Source organism: Rhodoferax fermentans (assembly GCF_002017865.1).
GTDB lineage: Bacteria > Pseudomonadota > Gammaproteobacteria > Burkholderiales > Burkholderiaceae_C > Rhodoferax > Rhodoferax fermentans.
On sequence record NZ_MTJN01000002.1, the window covers coordinates 3,872,458 to 3,894,037 of the forward strand.

Below are 21,580 nucleotides of genomic sequence, written 5' to 3' on the forward strand. Positions count from 1 at the left end.
TTGTAGGAAAATCCCCCCTATGACCTCTGCCCCCATCCGCTCCCAATACGAAGATTTCCTGCGCCACGTCCACACCCAGGGTGTGTTCAAGGCCGACCGCACCGGCACCGGCACCACCAGCGTGTTTGGTTACCAGATGCGTTTTGATTTGAACGAAGGCTTTCCGCTGGTGACCACCAAAAAGGTGTTCCTGCGCGCCATCATTGTGGAATTGCTCTGGTTCCTGCGCGGTGACAGCAATGTCAAATGGTTACAAGACAACGGCTGCACCATCTGGGACGAATGGGCCCGCGCCGATGGCGACCTGGGCCCGGTCTACGGTGTGCAATGGCGCAGCTGGCCCACGCCGGATGGCGGTCACATTGACCAGATCCAGCAGGTGATCAACACCCTCAAAAGCAACCCCGACAGCCGCCGCATCATCGTGAGCGCCTGGAATGTGGCCGACCTGGACAAGATGGCGTTGATGCCGTGTCACGCCTTCTTCCAGTTTTATGTAGCGCCGCCCACCACACCAGGCGGGCGCGGCAAACTCAGTTGCCAGCTCTACCAGCGCAGCGCCGACATCTTTCTGGGCGTGCCCTTCAACATCGCCAGTTATGCGCTGCTGACCCACATGGTGGCGCAGCAGTGTGACCTGGATGTGGGTGACTTCATCTGGACCGGTGGCGACTGCCACATCTACAGCAACCACCAGGAGCAGGTGGCGCTGCAGCTCAGTCGTGCGCCTTTTGCCTATCCAGCCCTTGTGATCAAACGCCGACCTGCTAGCATTTTTGATTACCAGTTTGAGGACTTTGAGGTGCAAGGCTACCAAAGCCACCCGGCCATCAAGGCACCGGTCGCTGTTTGAAAGCTGCCAAGGTGTCTTTGAACAAGAAGGTGCCGCTGGTGCACCTGGCCCTGCTGACCATCATCTACCTGGCCTTCATCAGCCTGGGCCTGCCCGACGGTGTGCTGGGCGTGGCCTGGACAGCGATGCGGCAGGATCTGAACCAACCGCTGGCCGCCGTGGGTTTACTCACCATCACCTTGACCGCCTGTTCGGGCCTGAGCACCGTGGTCAGCGGCTATGTGCTCCAAAAGCTCGGCACCGGGCCGGTGGTGATGATCAGCGGCTTCCTGACCGGGCTGGCGCTGCTGGGTTTTTCGCTGGCACCGTCGATGGGCTGGTTGCTGGCACTCTCAGTACCGCTGGGCTTGGGTGCGGGCGCGGTGGACGCCGGGCTCAACCACTTTGTGGCGGCGCACTATTCCTCGCGCCACATGAACTGGTTACATGGCTGCTGGGGCATTGGCGCCACCTTGGGGCCGCTGATCATGGGCGCCACCCTGGCGACACAAGGCTGGCAAGGTGGTTACCAGACGCTGGCGACGATGCAGCTGGCCCTGGCAGTCATCCTGCTGCTGTCGCTGTCTTTATGGCAGCGTGAAAACGCCAAACCACCGGCCGAAGTGCACAACGAAGCACAACAGGCGCGCATCAAACCGGTGTCGATGGCCGCCACCTGGCTGGCGCCGCTGGGCTTTTTGCTCTATGTGGCCGCTGAAGCGGGCACCGGCTTGTGGGCCGCCAGTATTCTGGTCAACAGCCGTGGCACCAGCCCGGCGACTGCGGGCTTGTGGGTGTCATTTTTCTTTGGTTCGATCACGGCCGGGCGCTTTGCGGTGGGTCTGGTGGCCAACCGGCTGGGCAATCGGCGGCTGATCCGCTTGGGGCTGCTCACGGCCACACTGGGTGCGGTGGTGTTTGCCATTCCCAGCCTACCCGCCCCCCTGTCGCTGGCGGGTCTGGTGATGATGGGGCTGGGCTGCGCGCCTGTGTACCCGTCGATGATGCATGAGACCGCGCAACGCTTTCCCGCCGAGCTGACGGCCAAGGTCATCGGGCGCCAAGTTGGTTTGTCCTATGTGGGCAGCGCCGGCGTACCCGCCGCCTGTGGTTTGTTGGCGGCGTATGCCGGGCTACCGATGGTGATGCCAGCGCTGATCCTGGTGTTGCTGGCCTTGTTATGGGTGACCGAACGGCTCAACCAGCTGACTTGAAGGTGCGCAGTACAAGGTGACAATTCAGCCTTGCGGACGCCTAACCCCCGGAGCTTTCTCTGATGCAACTCAAACTCATTTTTGCCCGCGCCAGCAACGGTGTGATTGGCCACAACAACACCCTGCCCTGGCACCTACCCGAGGACATGGCGCATTTCAAACGCAGCACCCTGGGCTGCCCGGTGATCATGGGCCGCAAAACCTGGGACTCCTTGCCGCCCAAGTTCCGCCCGCTGCCGGGTCGGCTCAACGTGGTGGTGACCCGCCAAACCGATTGGCAAGCAGAAGGTGCCTTGGTGGCACACAGCATCCGCCAAGCCTGTGATCTGTGCCCGCCCGACAGCACCGCCTGGGTGATTGGTGGTGCCGAGGTCTATGCCCAGGCTCTGCCATTGGCCACACAGGCCGTGGTCACCGAGATTGATGCGGCCTTTGAAGGGGATGCTTTTGCACCCCGCTTTGGACCGGAGTGGTCTGAGACGGCCCGAGAATCACACACCGCCAGCAATGGGCTGGCCTACAGCTTTGTCACCTACACGTGCCAAACGGGAGAATGAGCGCGACCAAGCTTCCGACCACTACAACAGCAATAGCAACAAAAGCAGCATGAACAAGGGCTAGAGCCCTCTGACCTATGAAACTCGCCACCTGGAACGTCAACTCACTCACCGTGCGCCTGCCCCAAGTGCTGGACTGGTTACAGGCCAACCCGGTCGACGTGCTGGCCCTGCAAGAGCTCAAGCTGACGGACGACAAGTTTCCGCATGAGGCTTTTGCCCAGGCCGGGTACACCGCCCAGTGTTTTGGCCAGAAAACCTATAACGGTGTGGCGCTGATCTCGCGCACGCCTGCGCTCGATGTGGTGAAAAACATCCCGGGGTTTGACGACGACATGGCACGCGTCATCAGTGGCAGCTTCCCACTGGGTGAGACGCCCGTGGAAAATTCCACAAATGAGAGCACCCTACCCTTATCCAATAAGGGCTTGAGGGTTATTGGGGCTTATTTTCCGAATGGCCAGGAACCCGGCAGCGACAAGTTTGAATACAAGATGGCCTGGCTCGACGGCTTGCGCGCGTGGTTACGCCAAGAGCTGTTGACCCACCCGAACCTGGTGCTGATGGGTGACTTCAACATCACCTTTGACGATGCCGACGTCTGGGACCCCGAGGGCATGCGCGACCAGATCCACTGCACCGACGAAGAGCGTTACCACCTGCAAGCGCTGGTGGCGCTGGGCCTGAGTGACGCCCACCGATTGTTTCCCCAGCCAGCCAAAAGTTACTCCTGGTGGGACTACCGTGACATGGCGTTCAGGCGCAACCGCGGCCTGCGCATCGACCACATCCTGGTCAGCCGTGCGCTCAAACCGCTGGTCAGTGCCTGCCAGATCGACAAGACGCCCCGCAAGAACGAGCGCCCCAGCGACCACGCCCCGGTGGTGCTCAGCCTGGACACACCCTGAGCATCAGCGCCTGAGATTGACACCTGTGACACCCAAGGCTACATTAATAACCGATCAGTCATTAATTCATGCCCTTGTCTCCCGTCTCCGAAGCCCCTCCCACTGACACCCACACCCGGCGCCTGCGCCGCAAGGACGCGCGGCCCGGCGAACTGCTGGCAGCCGCACTCGATCTGTTTGTGGACAAAGGTTTTGCCGCCACCCGGGTCGAAGAAGTGGCCACCCTCGCAGGTGTGTCCAAAGGCACGCTGTTCCTGTATTTCTCCAGCAAGGAAGAGCTGTTCAAGGCCGAGGTGCGTGAACACATTTCGGGACGCTTTGCCCAGTGGAGCGAAGAGATCGAACATTTCGAGGGCAACTCGCAGGAGATGCTGCGTTATTGCCTGAACTGCTGGTGGGAACGCATCGGCGCCACCAAGGCCTCAGGCATCCCCAAACTGATGATGAGCGAGGCGCGCAACTTCCCGGAACTGGCGGCCTTCTACCAGCAGGAGGTGATCCAGCCCGGCAGCGCCCTGATAGCCCGCGTCTTGCAGCGTGGTGTGGACCGCGGTGAATTCCGGCCGATGGACCTCAAATACGCGGTCTACATGGTGCTGGCACCGCTGCTGTTTCTGACCACCTGGACCCACTCTCTGGGCACCTGCTGTGACCCGGCCTCACAGATCGAACCCGAACACTACCTGGCCATGCAACTCGACATGTTGTTGCGTGGTTTCAGCACCACCAGCGCCCCCCCGGGTGCGGGTTTGTCTTAGATTCTGGAGCACCCAAGCGCATGAAACCCTGGCTCAAATGGACCCTTCTCGGTGTGGTGGTAGCAGTCTTGGCGGGCGGCACAGTGCGCACACTGTCGGCCCGCAAGGACAAACAGGCTGCGCTGCAGGCGCTGCAAACCGAGCAAAAAACACAGGTGTCGATTGAGCTGCCACCCAGTGACCTGATCGCGTTGAGCAGCCGCGAGCTGCCGCTGTCTGTGGCCATTTCCGGTGCCATCACCGCCGTCAACACCGCCATGGTCAAGGCCCGTGTGGCGGGTGAGTTGCAAGGCTTGACGGTGCGCGAGGGTGACCGTGTGCGGGCAGCCCAGGTGCTGGGTCAGATTGACCCGACCGAGTCTGACGCCCGTTTGCGCCAGGTCCGCCAGCAGGCACAAGCGGCCAAGGCCCAGGTGGATATTGCCCAACGCACGCACGAGAACAACCAGGCCCTGGTGGCCCAGGGTTTTATCTCCAACACCGCCCTGGTCTCATCCCAGGCCAATCTGGCCAACGCCCAGGCCACCTATGCTGCGGCCCAGTCTGCGGCCGATGTGTCGGCCAAAACCCTCAGCGACACGGTGCTGCGTGCCCCCATCGGCGGCTGGGTGTCCCAACGCCTGGCCCAGCCCGGTGAGCGCTTGGCGGTGGATGCCAAGGTGGTCGAGATTGTGGACCTGAGCCGCCTGGAGATGCAGGCCGAACTCAGCGCAGCGGACGCCTTGCAGGTCATGGTCGGCCAAAAAGCGGAGTTGCGCGTCGAAGGCTTACAGCAGCCCGTATCCGCCACGGTGGTGCGCATCAACCCGAGCGCCTCGGTGGGCAGCCGCGCGGTGCTGGTGTACCTGGCCATCGCCCCCGGCACCGAACTGCGCCATGGCCTGTTTGCACAGGGTGCGCTGGCCATCGGCTCGATGACCGGCCTGGCTGTGCCTTTGAGCGCGGTGCGCACCGACAAGCCCCAGCCCTACATCCAGATTGTCCAGAACCAGCAGGTGCGCCATGTGGCCGTGACCCTGGGCCCACGCAGCGAGGTGGATGGCCAGACGCTGGTCAGCCTCACGGGCGCCACCGAGGGCATGCGTGTCATCTCGGGTGCGGCGGGGGTGTTGCGTGAAGGCACCCAGGTCAAGCTGGCCGCCCCGGTCCAAGGGGCTGTCTGAATGTGGTTCACCCGTGTCAGCCTGAACAACCCGGTGTTTGCCACCATGATGATGCTGGCGCTGGTGGTGCTGGGCCTGTTTTCGATGCAGCGCCTGCAGGTGGACCAGTTTCCCAACATCGACTTCCCGGTGGTGGTGATCAGCACCGACTACCCCGGTGCCTCGCCTGAAATTGTCGAAAGTGAAGTCACCAAAAAGGTCGAGGAAGCTGTCAACGCCATTGCCGGCATCAACGCCCTGACCTCGCGCTCCTACGAGGGCACCTCGGTGGTGATCATCGAATTTGGTTTGCACATGGATGGCCGCAAGGCCGCCGACGATGTGCGCGAAAAGGTGGCCGCAGTTCGCCCCTCGCTGCGCACCGAGGTCAAAGAACCCCGTGTGCTGCGTTTTGATCCGGCCAGCCGGGCGGTCTGGTCGGTGGCGGTGCTGCCGGACACCACAGGCCAAGCTCAGGCCATGAGCCCGGTGGAACTCACCAACTGGGCCGAACAGGTGTTCAAAAAACGCCTGGAAAACGTGCGCGGCGTTGGCTCGGTCACGCTGGTGGGGGGCAGCAAACGCGAGATCAACATCTACCTCAACCCGCAGGCGCTGGAAGCGTACGGCATCACCCCGGACCAGGTGGTGAACGCGGTGAACGGCGAAAACCAGGACTACCCTGCCGGCACCATCCGCTCCCTGGATCAGGACCGGGTGATCCAGATCGCCGCCCGGGTGCAGCGCCCCGAAGACTTCGGACGCATCATCATCACCCGCAAAAACGGCGCGCCGGTGCGAGTGGATCAAGTCGCCAAAGTGTCTGACGGTGCCCAGGAAATCGAGAGCCTGGCGCTCTACAACGGCCAACGCACGCTGTTGCTCAATGTGCAAAAAGCCCAGGACGAAAACACCATTGCGGTGGTCGACAACCTGAAAAAAACCCTGGAAACGATGCAAACCCAGCTGCCCCCGGGTGTCAAGCTGGCCCAGATCACCGACAACTCGCGCCAGATCCGGGTGTCGGTGGCCAATGTGCGCCAGACCCTGATCGAGGGTGCCGGGTTGACCATGCTGATCGTGTTCCTGTTTCTGAACTCCTGGCGCTCCACCATCATCACCGGTCTGACGCTGCCGATTGCGCTGATTGGCACCTTTTTCTTCATGAACCTGTTTGGTTTCACCATCAACATGATCACCATGATGGCGCTCTCCCTGTGTGTGGGGTTGTTGATCGACGATGCCATTGTGGTGCGCGAAAACATCGTGCGCCATGTGCAGATGGGCAAAGGCCCCTATCAGGCCGCGATGGACGGCACCAACGAAATTGGCCTGGCGGTGTTGGCCACCACCTTGTCCATCGTTGGGGTGTTTTTGCCGATTGGCTTCATGGGCGGCATCATCGGCAAGTTTTTCCATGAGTTTGGCCTGACCATCGTGGCCGCGGTGCTGATCTCGATGTTCGTCAGCTTCACGTTGGATCCGATGCTCTCGAGCCTGTGGCACGACCCGAGCATTGAGGCACACGGCAAGCGGCATCGGCCGGTCTCGTTCTACGACCGCACCGTGGGCCGTGTCACCGCACTGTTTGACCAGGCCACCGACACCCTGGCAGAGATCTACCAGGCGATTTTGCGCCGGGCCCTGCTGCACAAACTGGGCACCCTGGCACTGGCGCTGGTGATTTTTGTGATCAGCATCGCGATGGTGCCGCTGCTGGGCACCGAGTTTGTGCCCAAGTCCGACTTCTCGGAGACCAGCGTCACCTTCAACACCCCGGTGGGTTCCTCGCTGGAAGTCACCGAATCGCGCGCGCGCCAGGTGGAGGCCATCGTGCGCTCTTTCCCCGAGGTCAACTACACCCTGGCCACCATCAACACCGGCAATGCAGCGGGCAAGATCTACGCCAATGTCTACATCCGCCTGGTGGACCGCCATCTGCGCCAGCGCAGCCTCGATGAGATGTCCAACATCCTGCGCCTGCGTTTGCGCCAGGTGCCGGGCATCACCATCACCCATGTGGGTCTGCTCGACCCGATTGGCGGGCAAAAACAGATTGCGTTCTCGATCCAGGGTCCCGACATGGGGGAACTGGCGCGCCTGTCGACCTTGGCGCAGGACAAGATCCGCGACGTGCCCGGCCTGGTGGACCTGGACTCCTCGCTCAAACCCAACAAACCCACGCTGGACGTGCAGGTGCACCGCGACGCTGCCTCCGACCTGGGCCTGAGCGTGGCGCAGATTGGCAATGCCCTGCGCACCCTGGTGGCCGGGCAGACCGTGGGCAACTGGCGCGCCCCCGACGACCAGACCTATGACGTCAACGTGCGCCTCTCGCCCGAGGCGCGCAACCAGCCCGCAGACCTGGCCCAGCTGCCATTTGCCCTGAGCAGCACCAGCGACGGCAGCACCCGCGTGGTGCGCCTGAACCAGGTTGCCAGCGTGGTCGAGTCCACCGGTTCCAACCAGATCAACCGGCGCGACCTGACCCGCGAGGTGGCCATCTCCGGCAATGTGGCGGGCCGCTCGGCCGGTGAAATCTCCAAGGACATCAAAACCGCGATGGACAGCATTGCAATGCCTCCAGGTTACAGCTACAAGTTCAGCGGCTCCACCAAGGACATGGCCGAGGCCTTTGGCTACGCGGTCTCGGCGCTGGTGCTCGCGGTGATCTTCATCTACATGATCCTGGCCAGCCAGTTCAAGAGTTTTTTCCAGCCTCTGGCACTCATGACCGCCCTGCCGCTGACCCTGATCGGTGTGGTGCTGGCGCTGATGTTGTTCAACTCGACGCTGTCGATGTTCTCGGTGATCGGGGTGGTGATGCTGATGGGCTTGGTCACCAAAAACGCGATTTTGTTGGTGGACTTTGCGATTCGCGCGCGTGAATCCACGCTGGGGGACGACGGCCAGGTCTTGCCCGGCCTGCCACGTGTAGAGGCCCTTCTGCTGGCCGCCCGGGTGCGTCTGCGCCCGATCCTGATGACCACGCTGGCCATGATTTTTGGCATGGTGCCGCTGGCTTTTGCCATGACCGAAGGCTCTGAGATGCGCGCGCCCATGGGCCAGGCGGTGATTGGGGGTGTCATCACCTCGTCGCTGCTGACCCTGGTGGTGGTGCCTGTGATGTACTGCTACATGGATGACTTGGCGCGCTGGCTGGGCCGCCGCTCGGGGGTGCGTCAAACCACACCCGGCACACTGTAAAGACAGCCGCCCCAACCCGCGCCAAACACCAGGCCAGCTAAAATCAAAAAACATTGCTAACATACCCCCCGGAGTACACAACATGACCCTGCACAACGTCGAGCAAGCGCGCTTCAACATGATCGAGCAACAGATCCGCCCCTGGGACGTGGCAGACAGCGCCGTGCTGGAGCTGCTGGCCGTGGTCAAACGTGAAGACTTTGTACCAAGCTCTTACAAAGCGATGGCGTTTGCCGACATGGCCATCCCGCTGCCGGGTCAACAGGTCATGCTGGCACCACGCCAGCAAGCCCGCTTGTTGCAAGACGCCGCCGTCCAGGCCACCGACAAGGTGCTGGAGATTGGCACCGGCAGTGGCTTCACCACCGCACTGCTGGCCAAACAGGCGCAACGTGTGATTTCGCTCGAAATCCACCCCGAACTCGCCGACCTGGCCCGCGCCAACCTGCAACGTGCTGGCATCCACAACGCCGAGGTGCGTTGTGCCGACGGTGCCCAGGGCGCTGCCGCCGATGCCCCGTTTGATGTGATCCTGCTGGGTGGCTCGGTCAGTGAAGTGCCACCGGCGCTGTTGCAGCAGCTCAAGGTGGGTGGCCGCCTGGTGGCGATCGTGGGCCAGGAGCCCATCATGCACGCCACCGTGATCACCCGCACCAGCGACAGCAACTTCCAAAGCACCGAAAAATGGGACGACAACGCCCCACGCCTGCAGAACTTTGCGCAGGCGCCCAGCTTCAGGTTCTGAGCATGGTTGCACAAATCAGCCCCTCTCAGCTGCCAGCCTGGCTGGCCTCGGTCCAACAACATGGTCAGCCCGTGGTGCTGGATGTGCGCGAACCCCATGAGCTGGCATTGGCCAGCATTCAGGCCGACGGATTTGAGTTGCTTTGCATCCCGATGGGGCTGATCCCACCGCGTCTGTCCGAGCTGGACCCGAGCCGCCCGGTGGCCTGCCTGTGCCACCACGGTGGCCGCAGCATGCAGGTGGCCTCGTTCCTGAGCGCGCGTGGGTTCACCCATGTGGCCAACATCGCGGGTGGTATCAACGCCTGGTCTGCCGAAGTGGACAAGCGCATACCGCGTTACTGAATTTGCCTCACCGGGTACCCCATCATGAAGACTCTGCGCCTCCTCCCCCTCACGCTGGCCATCAGCACGCTGCTGGCCCTGCCGACGCAGGCGCAAAGTCTGACCGACCTGTACCAGTCCGCCAAGGCCTTTGATGCCAGCTACCAATCGGCCAAATCCCAATTTGAAGCGACCCTGGCCAAAGGGGAGCAAGCCCGGGCCGGGCTGCTGCCCAGCGTCAACCTGGGCAGCTCGGTCAACCGCAACAACGTCAACAGCGACATCGCGTCGCTGGAGCGCAGCTACGGCAACCAGGGTGTCACCCTGAGTGCCTCGCAGCCGCTGTACCGCCCGGCCAATGTGGCCACCGCCGAACAAGGTAAAAAACAGGCCGCCCTGGCGCAGGCCCAATTGGAAGCCGCCAACCAGGACCTGATGGTGCGGGTCAGCCAGGCCTACTTTGATGTGCTGGCCGCCCAGGACAACCTGAGGTTTGTCACCGCGCAGAAGTCCGCCGTCTCGGAGCAACTGGCCTCGGCCAAGCGCAACTTTGAAGTCGGCACCGCCACCATCACCGACACCCGCGAAGCGCAGGCCAAATCCGATCTGGTGCTGGCACAAGAAATTGCAGCCGACAACGATTTACGCGTCAAAAAACTGGCGCTGGACCAGCTCACCGGCCAAAACGCGACCCCCATGCCCTTGCACTTGCCAGTGGCCCTGCCCGCCGTCCTTCCCGCAGAGGTCAGCCCCTGGGTGGCCGAGTCTGAAGACATCCACCCCAGCGTGCGCCAGGCCCGCATTGCCCTCGAAGTGGCCGAGCTCGAAACCCAAAAGGCCCAAGCCGGTCACAAACCCACACTCGACCTGACTGGCAGCTACAGCGTCACCCACAACAACGGCTCCAACAGCCTGACCCAGGACTACCGCACCAATGTGGCCACGGTCGGCTTGAGTTTTAACCTGCCGCTGTTTGCTGGTTTTGCGATCCAGAACCGCCTCAAGGAAACCGTGGCGCTCGAAGAAAAGTCCCGCTCTGACCTGGACGCGACCCGCCGTGGGGTGGCCCAGGCCACACGCTCAGCCTTTTTTGGTGTGCAATCGGGTCTGGGCCAGGTGAAGGCCTATGAAGCAGCCGAAGCCTCCAGCCAAAGCGCTCTGGATGCCACCAAACTGGGTTACCAGGTGGGGGTGCGTATCAACATCGATGTGCTCAACGCCCAAACCACTTTGTTTGACACCAAGGCCAAACTGGCCAAGGCGCGTTATGACGTGTTGCTGGGTAACCTCAAGTTGCGCCAAGCCAATGGTTCACTCCGGGAAGAAGACATCAGCGCCATCAACGCCTTGCTCGAGCGCTAAACCAGTCGCAACAGCTGGCTTGTTTTTGCCCAAGCCAGCACCCGGCTGGGGCCACTCCACCGCTCAACCGGTACGCACCAGCCCCGCCACCGAGGCATTCATCACATGCACAATGGCGCGCGCCAGACGTTGCGCTGCACCCCGGTGCGCCTGCGAAAACTGGCCACAGGCCTGACGCGCCTGATCCAGCCGCGTCTCGTCCACGACCAGCTCGGCAGCCAGCGCCACACCCGAACTCAGGTCGGCCACCCGCAGCGCGGCACCGGCCTCTTGGGCCTGCTCGGACGCCAGCGCGAAGTTGAAGGTGTGTGGGCCCATCACCACCGGGCAACCACAAGCCGCGGCCTCGATCAGGTTTTGCCCACCGAGCGGCTCAAAACTGCCCCCCAGCAAGGCCACATCGGCCAGGCCAAAGTACAGCGCCATCTCGCCCAAGGAATCGCCGAGCCAGATGTCTGGCGCCCCCGCTGACAGGTTCGGCCCTTCTGTGCCCCAGCTGCTTCGGCGCGACACCGTAAACCCCTGGGCCTGGATCAGCTCGGCCACTGCTTCAAAACGCTGCGGATGGCGTGGCACGATCAGCCACTGGATCTGGCTTGCTTCATGATCAATAGCTTCCTGCCCTTGATGCATAAGGGCTGGAGGGCTAAAAGTCTTGAGAATCTGGAGCAAAGCCAGTTCTTCGCCTTCACGTGAGCTGGCGATCATCACCACCGGCCGACCTGCCTGCTCGCGCCAGCGGCGCCCAGTGGCGATCAATTGTGCATCGGGTGTGGCGTCAAACTTGAGGTTGCCCAACACCGCCCGCACCGGTGCGCCCAGGGTGTTGAAACACTGGGCGTCTTGTGGGGTTTGTGGCCAGACCGCGTTCAGGCCCGCATAAGCCGGGCGTGCCAGCCAAGCCAGTTGCTCGGCCTGGCGCAGCGACTTGTCACTCAGGCGGGCGCTGGCCAGCACCAGCGGCATCTGGCGTTGGTGACAGATGGCCACCAGGTTCGGCCAGATTTCGGTCTCCATCAGCACACCAATCTGCGGCTTGAAGTGGCGCAGAAAACGCTGGGTGGCGCCCACGGTGTCCCAGGGTTGCCAAGCCTGCAGGTCACCCGGCAACAGCAGTTTGGCACCCTCGGCGCGACCGGTGGCGGTGCCGTGGGTCAGCAGCAGGCGCATGTCGGGCAAGATCTGGCGCAGCGCGGTGACCAGCACCGCCGCCGCACGGGTTTCACCGAGCGAGACGGTGTGCAGCCAGACAGTGGGGCCGTCGTGCGGCGGCAGCGGTTGGCTGTAGTGGCCAAAACGCTCGGGGATGGCGTGCAGGTAACCGGGCTCCTTGGCACCGCGGCGCCTGAGCTTGAGAACCAGCAGCGGCTGGGCCAGCCACATGGCCAGGGAGTAAAGGGCACGGATCATAGGTTGGCAAAACTCGAAGGACGGTTGTGACCCGCCGCCTGCCGGTGCGCTTGCGCAGCGGCCAGCACAGACGTCCAGGCTTGCCAGACGCTGTCCACGGTGGGTGTCGGATCGGCATAAACACTGACCTGGCGCGGCGCCGGGCCACCGTGTTCGACCTGCCGCTCGGCCAGCGGGCCGGTGCGCCAGGCGGTGTCAAAGTTGTAGAGCTGCACATGGGCCAGGTCCAGCGCCACCGCGATATGGCTCAGGCCACTGTCCACACCAATCACACCGTCGCAGTTGGCCAGGGAGTCGGTCAGGGCGTCCAGCGCCAGTCGCGGCCAGACCTGCACATGGGCCAGATCCTGGGCAATCTCGTGGCAGGTGGCTTCTTCGGCCGCACTGCCATGCGGCAGGGCCACCATAAAACCGGCAGCGTTCAGGCGGGTTGCCAAGGCACGCCAATGGTCCAGCGGCCAGCATTTGTCGGCACGCGAGGTGCCATGCACCAAGGCCACCAGACCTTGCAAGCCGGTTCGGAATGCTACTTTTTTGGTATCTGCCAGCCCTTTATCCATCTGGGCCAACAGCCCAAAATGCATGTAAAACGGCAGGGTGTAGCCAAATATCTCGGCACACAGCAGGCGAGCCCGTGTGACCGCGTGGCAGTGGGTCGGCAAGGTGATCGCCACATCGGCCACCCAGCGCGCCGGTGCCTCAAAGCTGGAGCCTTCGGTCTGGTTGGCCATGCCGTAGCGTTTGCCACCTGGCGCCAGCCGGGCCAGCTTGGACACCAGGGCCGATTTGCTCAAACCCTGCAGGTCAATCACCGCGTCGTAAGTTGTCTGCTGCAGCTCCTGCTTGAACTCTTTCCAGGCCTGGCGTGTCTCTGCGGCCAAAGGCGCTTTGCGCCAGCGCCGCAGCTCACAGTGGATCACCCGGTGCACGCCTTTGCAGCGCAGCACCAGCGGCGCAAACGCACGCTCGACCACCCAGTCGATCTGCGCATAGGGATGGGCCAGGCGGATGTCCTGCACCGCCGCCATGGTGTGCACCACATCCCCCAGCGAGGAGAGTTTGACAATCAGGATCCGCACGTCAACCGCCCTGCACCCACAGACAGCGCATGAAGGTCAATGGGCAGCGGTGTCAAACTGCGCGTCGGGCTTGACCGAGCGCAACAGGGCCAGCATGTCGGCCTCAATACGCGCCAGCGCCTCGGGCGTGTGGCCCTCAAACCGCAACACCAGCACCGGTGTGGTGTTCGAGCCGCGGATCAGGCCAAAACCGTCCGGCCAGTCCACGCGCAGGCCGTCAATGGTGTTGACGGTGGCCGGTGCCGGGAAGTTGACCTTGGCCACCAACTGGTCGACCAGACGGTGCGGCTCACCCTCGGCACATTTCACATTGAGTTCGGGCGTGGAGAAGCTGGTGGGCAGCGCGTTGAGCACCGCGTTGGCGTCAGGCGACTGGCTCAAAATCTCCAACAGGCGGCAACCGGCGTAGGTGCCGTCGTCAAAGCCGTACCAGCGCTCCTTGAAGAAGATGTGGCCACTCATCTCGCCACCCAGAGGCGAGCCAATCTCTTTCATCTTGGCTTTGATCAGCGAGTGGCCGGTCTTGAACATCATCGGCACGCCTCCGGCTTCCACGATGGTGGGTGCAAGGCGCTGGGAACACTTCACGTCAAAAATGATGGTGCCACCGGGCGCACGTTTGAGCACATCACGTGCAAACAGCATCATCTGGCGGTCCGGGTAAATCGTGTTGCCCTCTTTGGTGACGATGCCCAGGCGGTCACCGTCGCCGTCAAAAGCCAGACCAATTTCGGCATCACCGGCCTGGAGCGCGGCCACCACGTCACGCAGGTTTTCGGGTTTGCTCGGGTCGGGGTGGTGGTTGGGGAAGTTGCCATCCACCTCGCTGTGTAACTCGGTCACCTCACAACCAATCGCACGCAGAATGCCAGGGGCCGAGGCACCGGCAATGCCGTTGCCCGAGTCAACCACAATCTTCATCGGGCGCGAGAGTTGGATGCCACCCACAATGCGAGCGGAGTAAGCAGGCAACACATCCACATGGCGCACCGAGCCGCCATCCTGCAGCACCCAGCTGTCGTTTTCCATGATCTGGCGCAGGGTCTGGATCTCGTCGCCGTAGATGGCGCGGCCGTCCATCACCATCTTGAAACCGTTGTAATCCTTGGGGTTGTGGCTGCCGGTGACCTGGATGCCGCTGGCGCACAAGGTGGTGGCGGCAAAGTACAACATCGGTGTGGTGGCTTTGCCAATGTCGATCACCTCGACACCGACCGACACCAGACCCTGGATCAGCGCGGCACTCAGTGCCGGACCACTCAAGCGCCCGTCGCGCCCGACCGCGACCACTTTTTGCCCCTCACGCAAGGCCACGGTGCCAAAGGCCCGGCCCAGGGCTTCGGCCATGGCCTCATTCACGGTGCTGGGCACCACACCACGGATGTCATAGGCTTTGAAAATCGTAGGAGATAACTGCATGAAGGTCCCTTGCTGGTTGGAGAAGTTCCGTTTTTGCGCTGGGCATTGTAGGCCGCCAACCAAGTCAGGGAGATGTCCGAAAACGGCCAGAACTGGCAGCACACAAGGCGCTGCGGCACCTATCATCCAACGCATGTTCCTGCAACCCACCACCGCCTACGACGATGCCTGTTACCTGGCCCTGAAAGCCCGGGACGCGCGGTTCGACGGCAATTTTTTCACCGGTGTCACCTCCACCGGTATTTATTGCCGACCGGTGTGTCGGGTGCGCACCCCCAAGCGTGACAACTGCCGTTTTTTCCCACACGCAGCGCTGGCGGAGCAAGCCGGGTTTCGCCCCTGCCTGCGTTGTCGCCCCGAATTGGCGCCCGCTGGCGGGGGAGCCCAGGTCTGGTCGATGCAGGACGCCTCCAGCATCCTGGCGCAGCAGGCCGCCCGGCTGATGGACGCCGCGCCTGGCAGCCCGAGCCAGGCTCTGGGTGTGGCCACACTGGCGCAGCGTCTGGGCATCAGCGACCGGCATTTGCGGCGCATTTTTGAGGCGCAGTTTGGTGTCTCGCCGCTGCAATACCTGCAAACCCGGCGCCTGTTGTGCGCCAAACAGCTGCTGACCGACACCCGACTACCTGCCACGCAGGTGGCGCAGATCAGCGGGTTTGCCAGCGTGCGGCGGTTTAACGCGGTGTTTGCCGAACACTATGGCCTGAACCCAACCCAGCTGCGGCGCAGCGGACCACCCAGCAGCGCCGCAGGCCAGAGCGGCATCCATCTCAAACTGGCCTACCGCCCGCCCTATGACGTGGCGGCCATGCTGCAGTTTTTGGCCAGACGCCAAGTCCAAGGCACCGAGCTGGTGAGCCTGGCACCCAAAAGCCCCGGTATCGCCAAAACCCTGTCCATCCACAACGGTTCACAGCGCACCACCGGCTGGGTGGTGGCGCAGTTTGATGACACCCGCTGCCGTGTCGACCTGACGGTGAGTGACTCTCTGGCTGAGGTGTTGCCCCAGGTGATGGCAAAGGTACGCGCCCTGCTCGACCTGGACGCTGACCCGAGCGCCATCAACCAGGTGTTGCACACCCATTTTCCGAACAGTGACGGCCTGCGTCTGCCCGGCGCATTCGACGGTTTTGAGCTGGCGGTGCGTGCGGTGCTGGGACAACAAATCACCGTGGCCGCGGCGCGCACCCTGTGCCAGCGGCTGGTGGTCCGCTTTGGTGAGACGATCCAGACACCGGTGGCCGGCCTGGACCGGCTGTTCCCGAGTGCCGAGACACTGGCCACAGCCAGCGGCGAGGTGCTGGGCCAACTCGGCATCGTGAAGCAACGCCAGAACGCCATCCTGGCCCTGGCACATGCGGTGGCCAGCGGCGCGCTGCAGTTGCAGCCCGGCGCCGACCCCGACCAGACCCGCGCGGTGTTACAAACCCTGCCGGGTATTGGTGACTGGACGGCGCAATACATCTGCATGCGCGCCCTGCACTGGCCCGATGCGTTTCCAGCGGGTGATGTGGCCTTGCACAACGCGCTGGGTGTGCGCCAGCAGCCCAACCCGGCGCAAGCCGCGTTGGCCGCTGCCACCGCCTGGCAACCGTGGCGCAGTTACGCGGTGATCCGCGCCTGGGCCAATCTGCCGCCGCCCACCAGTTCCGAGGAATCTCGCCCCATCACTATGACTTAAATAGCTAAAAGCCCTTTTGATACAAGGGCTAGAGGCCAAAACACATGAAACTCCCAAAACACACCCAAGTCACCCAGTTCACCAGCCCACTGGGCCAGATGCTGCTGGCGGCTTGCAACAAGCAGCTGGTCGGCATCTGGTTTGAGGGCCAGGCGCATCTGCCTGACCTGTCGGCTTGCGCCCCCGATGCCGGGCAGCCGGTGTTGCACCAGGCCAAGCTGCAGTTGCAGGACTACTTTGCCGGGCAGCGCCAACAGTTTGATTTACCTTTGAACCTGACCACCGGCACCGCGTTCCAGCAGGCCGTGTGGCAGGCGCTGCTGGATATCCCGTTCGGTGCCACCTGCAGTTACGGCCAGCTGGCCAGCCGCATTGGCCAACCCAGCGCGGTGCGTGCCGTGGGTGCGGCCGTGGGGCGCAACCCCTTGACTATCATCGTGCCCTGTCACCGGGTGATTGGCGCCAAGGGCAGCTTGACCGGCTACGCAGGTGGCCTGGACCGAAAAACCGCTCTGCTGCAACTTGAAGGTGTCCTGTGATTTCCCCCTCCTCCAAACAGCCCTGGCTGATCGAATTTGTCCTGCTGGGTGCCATCTGGGGTGCCTCGTTTTTGTTCATGCGCCTGGGCGCCGCCGAGTTTGGTGCGCTGCCCACGGCAGGCCTGCGGGTAGGGATTGCTGCCCTGTTTTTGCTACCGCTGTTGCTGGCACGTGGCCAGGGGGCGGCGTTGGGCCAGCACTGGAAGAAGATCTTCTTTCTGGGGCTGATCAATTCCGGCATCCCGTTTGCCTGTTACGCCTATGCGCTGATGAGCATCACCACCGGTTTGTCGGCGCTGCTCAACGCCACGGTGCCGCTGTTTGGCGCGCTGGTCGCCTGGGTCTGGTTGCGTGACCGGCCACACCGTCTGAAAATTCTGGGTCTGCTGATCGGGTTTGTGGGTGTGGCCATGCTGGCCTGGGGCAAAGCCAGCTTCAAGCCCGATGCCTCGGGCCTGTCCAGTGGCTGGGCGGTGGTGGCCTGTCTGGTGGCGTGTCTGTGTTACGGCATCGCCGCCAGTTTCACCAAACGTTACCTGGCCGGGGTGCCGTCGCTGGCGGTGGCCACTGGCAGCCAAATCGGCGCCACGCTGGGTCTGGCGCTGCCTGCGCTGTGGCTCTGGCCGACAGCGACGCCCAGCATGACGGCCTGGCTGGCGCTGTTGGCAGTGGGTGTGTTGTGCACCGGTGTGGCCTATGTGCTGTTTTTCCGGTTGATTGAAAAAGTGGGCGCGGCCAGCACGCTGACGGTGACCTTCCTGATCCCGGTGTTTGCGCTGATCTACGGCCTGGTGTTTCTGGGTGAGTTGGTCACACCCTGGATGCTGATCTGTGGCACGGCGATTTTGTGCGGCACCGCGTTGTCGCTGGACTTGTTCAAGCTGCGCCGGCATTAAAGCGCCACCTCAGAACTGACACAAAGCCATCTCGGCTCTTAGTGCGGCCCAATGTGCATTGGATTCCGCTCGGGCTGAGCCTGCCGACGGCCTTCGACAGGTCACGCAAACAGTTCATGCTCCAGCGGTTTTGTGCGCATGCGGCACGGCGCTGCCAGCGGATTTGCTCAGGTTTTCCACCTGTGTGCGCGAGCGAACAGACGTCTTGCTGGCCACCCCTTAACGTCAGGACTTCGGAGCGTTTGCTGCTCGCGAAAGTCTTAACTTTAAGGAATCAACATGAAGAACCCTCTCAATCTGCTCAGTGGTGTTGCTATGGCGACCTGTTTGCTGTTTGGCAGCAGTGCCATGGCGCAAACCATGTCTTCCAGCGATTTCAGCGCTGCCAAAACCCGCATCAAGGCCGACTACAAGGTCGACAAAAAAGCCTGTGACTCCCAGGCAGACAACGCCAAGGACGTCTGTGTCGCCGAAGCCAAAGGCAAAGAAGCTGTGGCCCTGGCCGAGCTGGACAACAGCTACAAACCGACCGCCAAAACCCACAACAAAGTCAGCATCGCCAAAGCCGAAGCTGCTTATGACGTGGCCAAAGAAAAATGTGATGACCTGGCTGGCAACCCCAAGGATGTCTGTGTGAAAGAAGCCAAGGCCGCGCTGACCGCCGCCAAAGCCGATGCCAAGGTGCAAATGAAGACCTCGGCCGCCAACACCACAGCCAAAGAAAAAACCACCGAAGCCAAAGCCCAGGCCAGCAGCGAGAACAAGGAAGTTCGCGCCGACGCAGCAGCCGACAAACGTGCAGCCCAGCTGAAGGTGGCTGAAGAAAAGTGTGATGCCCTGGCATCCACCGCCAAAGACAACTGTCTGAAAGACGCCAAAGTCACTTTTGGCAAGTTGTAAGCCCAATGGGCCGGCTTGCTGCCGGTCTGTTTCACCCCTTCACCTAACCGGAGACTCACCATGCTGCATTACGCCGTTGTATTTTTTGTCATCGCTCTGATTGCGGCCCTGTTCGGCTTTGGCGGCATCGCCGCTGGCGCTGTGGGCATTGCCAAGATTTTGTTTTTTGTTTTTATTGTGCTGGCCGTTGTCAGCTTCCTGTTCGGTGCGCTCAAAGGACGCTAGTCCACACCCCTCTTTAACCCATTTCAAGGAACCACCATGTCCATGACACCTACCACTGAAAAAACTGGCAACCTGATTGACCAGGCCTCCCAGTCTGCAGACCACGCCATCCGCGCCAGCCAGCAAGCGGCCAACCAAGCCGTTGACAGCGCTGGCAACGCATTACAAGGCTTGCGTCAACAGGCCACACCGGTGCTCGAGCGCGCCAGCGAACAGGTCAGCGCGATGGCCCACCGTGGCCTGGAGTCCGTGCGTGAAACCACCCACCAATTGCGTGTCAAGGCCGAACACGCCTCGGACAGCACCGTGGGCTACATCCGCCAGGAACCGGTCAAAGCGGTGCTGATTGCCGCTGCCACCGGCGCTGCACTGATGGCGCTGGTGAGCCTGGTGGCCCGCTCACGCGACCGCCATTAAACATCGCTGAGGCTCGGCTGCTGATGCACCCTTTATTGGCCCTCTTGGCCACCCGACCACAACTGCTGGTAGACCATGCGCAGGCTTACGCTGCGCTGTTTTCCGAGGAGTTGGGCCTGGCCCGCGCCACCTGGCAGCGCCAGCTGTTGTTGTACGCGGCGGCCTTGTGTGCCCTGGGTGTGGCAGCGGTGCTGGCAGGGGTGGCCACCATGCTGTGGTTTGCCACAGCGGCACCAGCACAGGCCTTGTGGGTGTTGCTGGCCGTGCCTGCCGTGCCACTGCTGGTCGCGGTGGTTTGTCTGCTGCTGGCACGCCAGCCAGCACCATCCGCCGCCTTTGCCAGCCTAGGCCGCCAGATCAACGAAGACATGGCGATGTTGCGCGAAGCAGGTGAGCCATGAGCCAGGACGTCAGCCCCTGCGAACGGCTTGCCGCCTCGCGTGAACGTTTGCGCCAGGCCATGCAACAGCCCCCCCGCACCGGTGTCGGCACCGGCAGCAACCCGGAGGGCCTGCTGGGTGGCCTGCTGGGCCATTTGCAAACCGGCCCGGGCTTGGGGCTGGTGGTGGATGTGTTGCAAGCCTGGTGGCAAAAACAACCGATGCGCATGGCCTTGCTGCTGGGCTCTGAAACCTCCAAGATGCTGTTGCAGCCGGTCGCCCAACGCCACCCCTACACGCTGGTGCTGGCCGCTGCGGCGCTGGGTGGCCTGACGGTGGTGCTGCGGCCCTGGCGCTGGATCTCCACCCCCGCCCTGCTTGCGGGTTTGATGCCACAGATCCTGTCCGAAGTCATGAAACACCTTGGCCCCAAGCCGCCAGCCAGCGGCACCGCCCCCAAATAACTGGTCCATGCTCCCAGAACCCACACCACACCTGCGTCGCGACAGCAAGCGCGCCCTGAACGTCCTGCTGTTGCTGGTCTCAGCGGCGCTGATCGTCATCCTGCTGCCCTTTTACGGCGCCCTCATGTGGGGGGTGATCATTGCACTGCTGTTCTCGCCGCTGTTTGCCTGGCTGATGCCCCGCGTGGGTCAACGGCCCAGCCTAGCCGCGCTGCTGACCCTGCTGGTGGTGTTGGTGATTGTGGTGCTGCCGCTGGGACTGATTGCCGCGTCCTTGGTGCAAGAGGCTGCGCTGCTGTACAGCCAGTTGCAAAGTGGTGAACTCAACCCGGCGCTGTACTTTCGCGGTGTGTTCAACAGTTTGCCTGACTGGATCACCAGCGTGCTGGATCGCTTCGGGCTGGTCAGCTTCAACACCCTGCAGCGCCGCCTCACCGCCGCGCTGACGCAGGGCGCACAGGTCATCGCCACGCAGACATTCAGCATCGGGCAAAACACCTTTGAGTTTGTGGCCAGTGTGTTCATCACCCTGTATCTGGCGTATTTCCTGATCCGCGACGGCCAAAGTGTGAGTCAGGCACTGCGCCGCGCCTTGCCACTGACCCCAGAACACAAAACGGTGCTGCTCGACACCTTCACCACCGTGGTGCGCGCCACCGTCAAAGGCAACCTGCTGGTGGCGGCCATCCAGGGGGCGCTGGGCGGCCTGGGGTTCTGGGCGTTAGGTGTCAGTGGCGCGGTGTTGTGGGCGGTGTTGATGGCCTTTTTGTCATTGTTGCCGTCGGTGGGTGCGGCCCTGGTCTGGGCGCCGGTGGCGGTGTATTTTTTGCTGGTGGGTGAGCTCGGCAAAAGTGTGGCGCTGCTGGCCTATGGCATGCTGGTGATCGGCCTGGTCGACAACCTGCTGCGCCCGATTCTGGTGGGCAAAGACACCCGCTTGCCCGACTATGTGGTGATGATCACCACGCTCGGCGGCATGGCGGTGTTTGGCATCAACGGCTTTGTGCTTGGGCCGGTGATTGCCGCGATGGCCATGGCGGTGTGGCAGATCCACATCAGCAACCAGAACGGCATACCGCCAGCGGCCTGAGCCCCCGAGCCTGACGGCTGGTGAAGTACCAG

At 62.6% G+C, this 21,580-nt stretch carries 22 protein-coding genes; 19 read left to right on the top strand and 3 right to left on the bottom strand.

What is annotated here, in order from left to right; all coding sequences use genetic code 11:
* The first annotated feature begins 19 nt into the window (after positions 1–19).
* The 10 genes from RF819_RS17985 to RF819_RS18030 all read left to right on the top strand — a co-directional run bounded on the left by RF819_RS17985 (position 20) and on the right by RF819_RS18030 (position 11,048).
* Positions 20–853, top strand: coding sequence for a thymidylate synthase (locus RF819_RS17985; RefSeq protein WP_078366236.1), 834 nt, complete (start codon positions 20–22; stop codon positions 851–853).
* An 11-nt stretch (positions 854–864) separates the two neighbouring features.
* Positions 865–2,046 (top strand): MFS transporter, encoded by a 1,182-nt coding sequence (locus RF819_RS17990; RefSeq protein WP_158081310.1) that lies wholly within the window; start codon positions 865–867, stop codon positions 2,044–2,046.
* A gap of 62 nt (positions 2,047–2,108) precedes the next feature.
* The gene (locus RF819_RS17995) at positions 2,109–2,603 is read left to right on the top strand and encodes a dihydrofolate reductase (RefSeq protein WP_078366238.1); all 495 of its coding nucleotides are present in this window, start codon (positions 2,109–2,111) and stop codon (positions 2,601–2,603) included.
* A gap of 77 nt (positions 2,604–2,680) precedes the next feature.
* On the top strand, positions 2,681–3,511 hold the full coding sequence (locus tag RF819_RS18000) for an exodeoxyribonuclease III (RefSeq protein WP_078366239.1): 831 nt from the start codon (positions 2,681–2,683) through the stop codon (positions 3,509–3,511).
* 68 nt (positions 3,512–3,579) lie between these two features.
* Positions 3,580–4,269, top strand: a complete 690-nt coding sequence (locus RF819_RS18005) for a TetR/AcrR family transcriptional regulator (RefSeq protein ID WP_078366240.1) — start codon at positions 3,580–3,582, stop codon at positions 4,267–4,269.
* Between the two features lie 20 nt (positions 4,270–4,289).
* Positions 4,290–5,432, top strand: coding sequence for an efflux RND transporter periplasmic adaptor subunit (locus RF819_RS18010; RefSeq protein WP_078366241.1), 1,143 nt, complete (start codon positions 4,290–4,292; stop codon positions 5,430–5,432).
* Positions 5,433–8,618: an efflux RND transporter permease subunit gene (locus RF819_RS18015; protein WP_078366242.1), complete on the top strand. Its 3,186-nt coding sequence runs from the start codon at positions 5,433–5,435 to the stop codon at positions 8,616–8,618.
* Positions 8,619–8,700: 82 nt separating this feature from the next.
* Complete coding sequence (locus RF819_RS18020; protein WP_078366243.1) at positions 8,701–9,363, top strand: protein-L-isoaspartate O-methyltransferase family protein; 663 nt, start codon at positions 8,701–8,703, stop codon at positions 9,361–9,363.
* Positions 9,364–9,365: 2 nt separating this feature from the next.
* Complete coding sequence (locus RF819_RS18025) at positions 9,366–9,707, top strand: rhodanese-like domain-containing protein (protein WP_078366244.1); 342 nt, start codon at positions 9,366–9,368, stop codon at positions 9,705–9,707.
* A 24-nt stretch (positions 9,708–9,731) separates the two neighbouring features.
* On the top strand, positions 9,732–11,048 hold the full coding sequence (locus tag RF819_RS18030; RefSeq protein WP_143541756.1) for a TolC family outer membrane protein: 1,317 nt from the start codon (positions 9,732–9,734) through the stop codon (positions 11,046–11,048).
* A 63-nt stretch (positions 11,049–11,111) separates the two neighbouring features.
* Here RF819_RS18030 and RF819_RS18035 read toward each other — a convergent pair whose 3' ends face one another.
* From RF819_RS18035 to RF819_RS18045, 3 genes are read right to left on the bottom strand one after another with little or no spacing between them, the layout of a single operon-like run.
* Positions 11,112–12,458 carry a 3-deoxy-D-manno-octulosonic acid transferase gene (locus RF819_RS18035; RefSeq protein ID WP_078366245.1) on the bottom strand — a complete coding sequence of 449 codons (1,347 nt, stop codon included), beginning with the start codon at positions 12,456–12,458 and terminating at the stop codon, positions 11,112–11,114.
* Positions 12,455–13,537, bottom strand: a complete 1,083-nt coding sequence (gene waaC / locus RF819_RS18040; protein WP_078366246.1) for a lipopolysaccharide heptosyltransferase I — start codon at positions 13,535–13,537, stop codon at positions 12,455–12,457. The genes RF819_RS18035 and waaC overlap by 4 nt, the downstream gene beginning before the upstream one ends.
* A 36-nt stretch (positions 13,538–13,573) precedes the next feature.
* Positions 13,574–14,956 (bottom strand): phosphomannomutase/phosphoglucomutase, encoded by a 1,383-nt coding sequence (locus tag RF819_RS18045; RefSeq protein WP_078366247.1) that lies wholly within the window; start codon positions 14,954–14,956, stop codon positions 13,574–13,576.
* Between the two features lie 133 nt (positions 14,957–15,089).
* Here RF819_RS18045 and RF819_RS18050 point away from each other — a divergent pair, with 133 nt between their 5' ends.
* From RF819_RS18050 to RF819_RS18090, 9 genes are all read left to right on the top strand, one after another.
* Complete coding sequence (locus tag RF819_RS18050; RefSeq protein ID WP_078366248.1) at positions 15,090–16,637, top strand: DNA-3-methyladenine glycosylase 2 family protein; 1,548 nt, start codon at positions 15,090–15,092, stop codon at positions 16,635–16,637.
* 44 nt (positions 16,638–16,681) lie between these two features.
* Positions 16,682–17,176: a methylated-DNA--[protein]-cysteine S-methyltransferase gene (locus RF819_RS18055; protein WP_078366249.1), complete on the top strand. Its 495-nt coding sequence runs from the start codon at positions 16,682–16,684 to the stop codon at positions 17,174–17,176.
* On the top strand, positions 17,173–18,072 hold the full coding sequence (locus tag RF819_RS18060) for a DMT family transporter (protein WP_420853891.1): 900 nt from the start codon (positions 17,173–17,175) through the stop codon (positions 18,070–18,072). Before RF819_RS18055 ends, RF819_RS18060 begins: the two co-directional genes overlap by 4 nt.
* Positions 18,073–18,351: 279 nt before the next feature.
* On the top strand, positions 18,352–18,972 hold the full coding sequence (locus tag RF819_RS18065; protein WP_078366250.1) for a hypothetical protein: 621 nt from the start codon (positions 18,352–18,354) through the stop codon (positions 18,970–18,972).
* A 60-nt stretch (positions 18,973–19,032) separates the two neighbouring features.
* Positions 19,033–19,197: a DUF1328 domain-containing protein gene (locus RF819_RS18070; protein WP_078366251.1), complete on the top strand. Its 165-nt coding sequence runs from the start codon at positions 19,033–19,035 to the stop codon at positions 19,195–19,197.
* A 36-nt stretch (positions 19,198–19,233) separates the two neighbouring features.
* Positions 19,234–19,614: a hypothetical protein gene (locus RF819_RS18075; RefSeq protein WP_143541757.1), complete on the top strand. Its 381-nt coding sequence runs from the start codon at positions 19,234–19,236 to the stop codon at positions 19,612–19,614.
* Positions 19,615–19,637: 23 nt separating this feature from the next.
* Positions 19,638–20,015, top strand: coding sequence for a phage holin family protein (locus RF819_RS18080; RefSeq protein ID WP_078366253.1), 378 nt, complete (start codon positions 19,638–19,640; stop codon positions 20,013–20,015).
* Entirely contained in the window at positions 20,012–20,458 is a 447-nt protein-coding gene (locus RF819_RS18085; RefSeq protein WP_078366254.1) for a hypothetical protein, read from the top strand. The genes RF819_RS18080 and RF819_RS18085 overlap by 4 nt, the downstream gene beginning before the upstream one ends.
* A gap of 7 nt (positions 20,459–20,465) precedes the next feature.
* Entirely contained in the window at positions 20,466–21,548 is a 1,083-nt protein-coding gene (locus RF819_RS18090) for an AI-2E family transporter (protein WP_078366255.1), read from the top strand.
* Positions 21,549–21,580 lie beyond the last annotated feature (32 nt).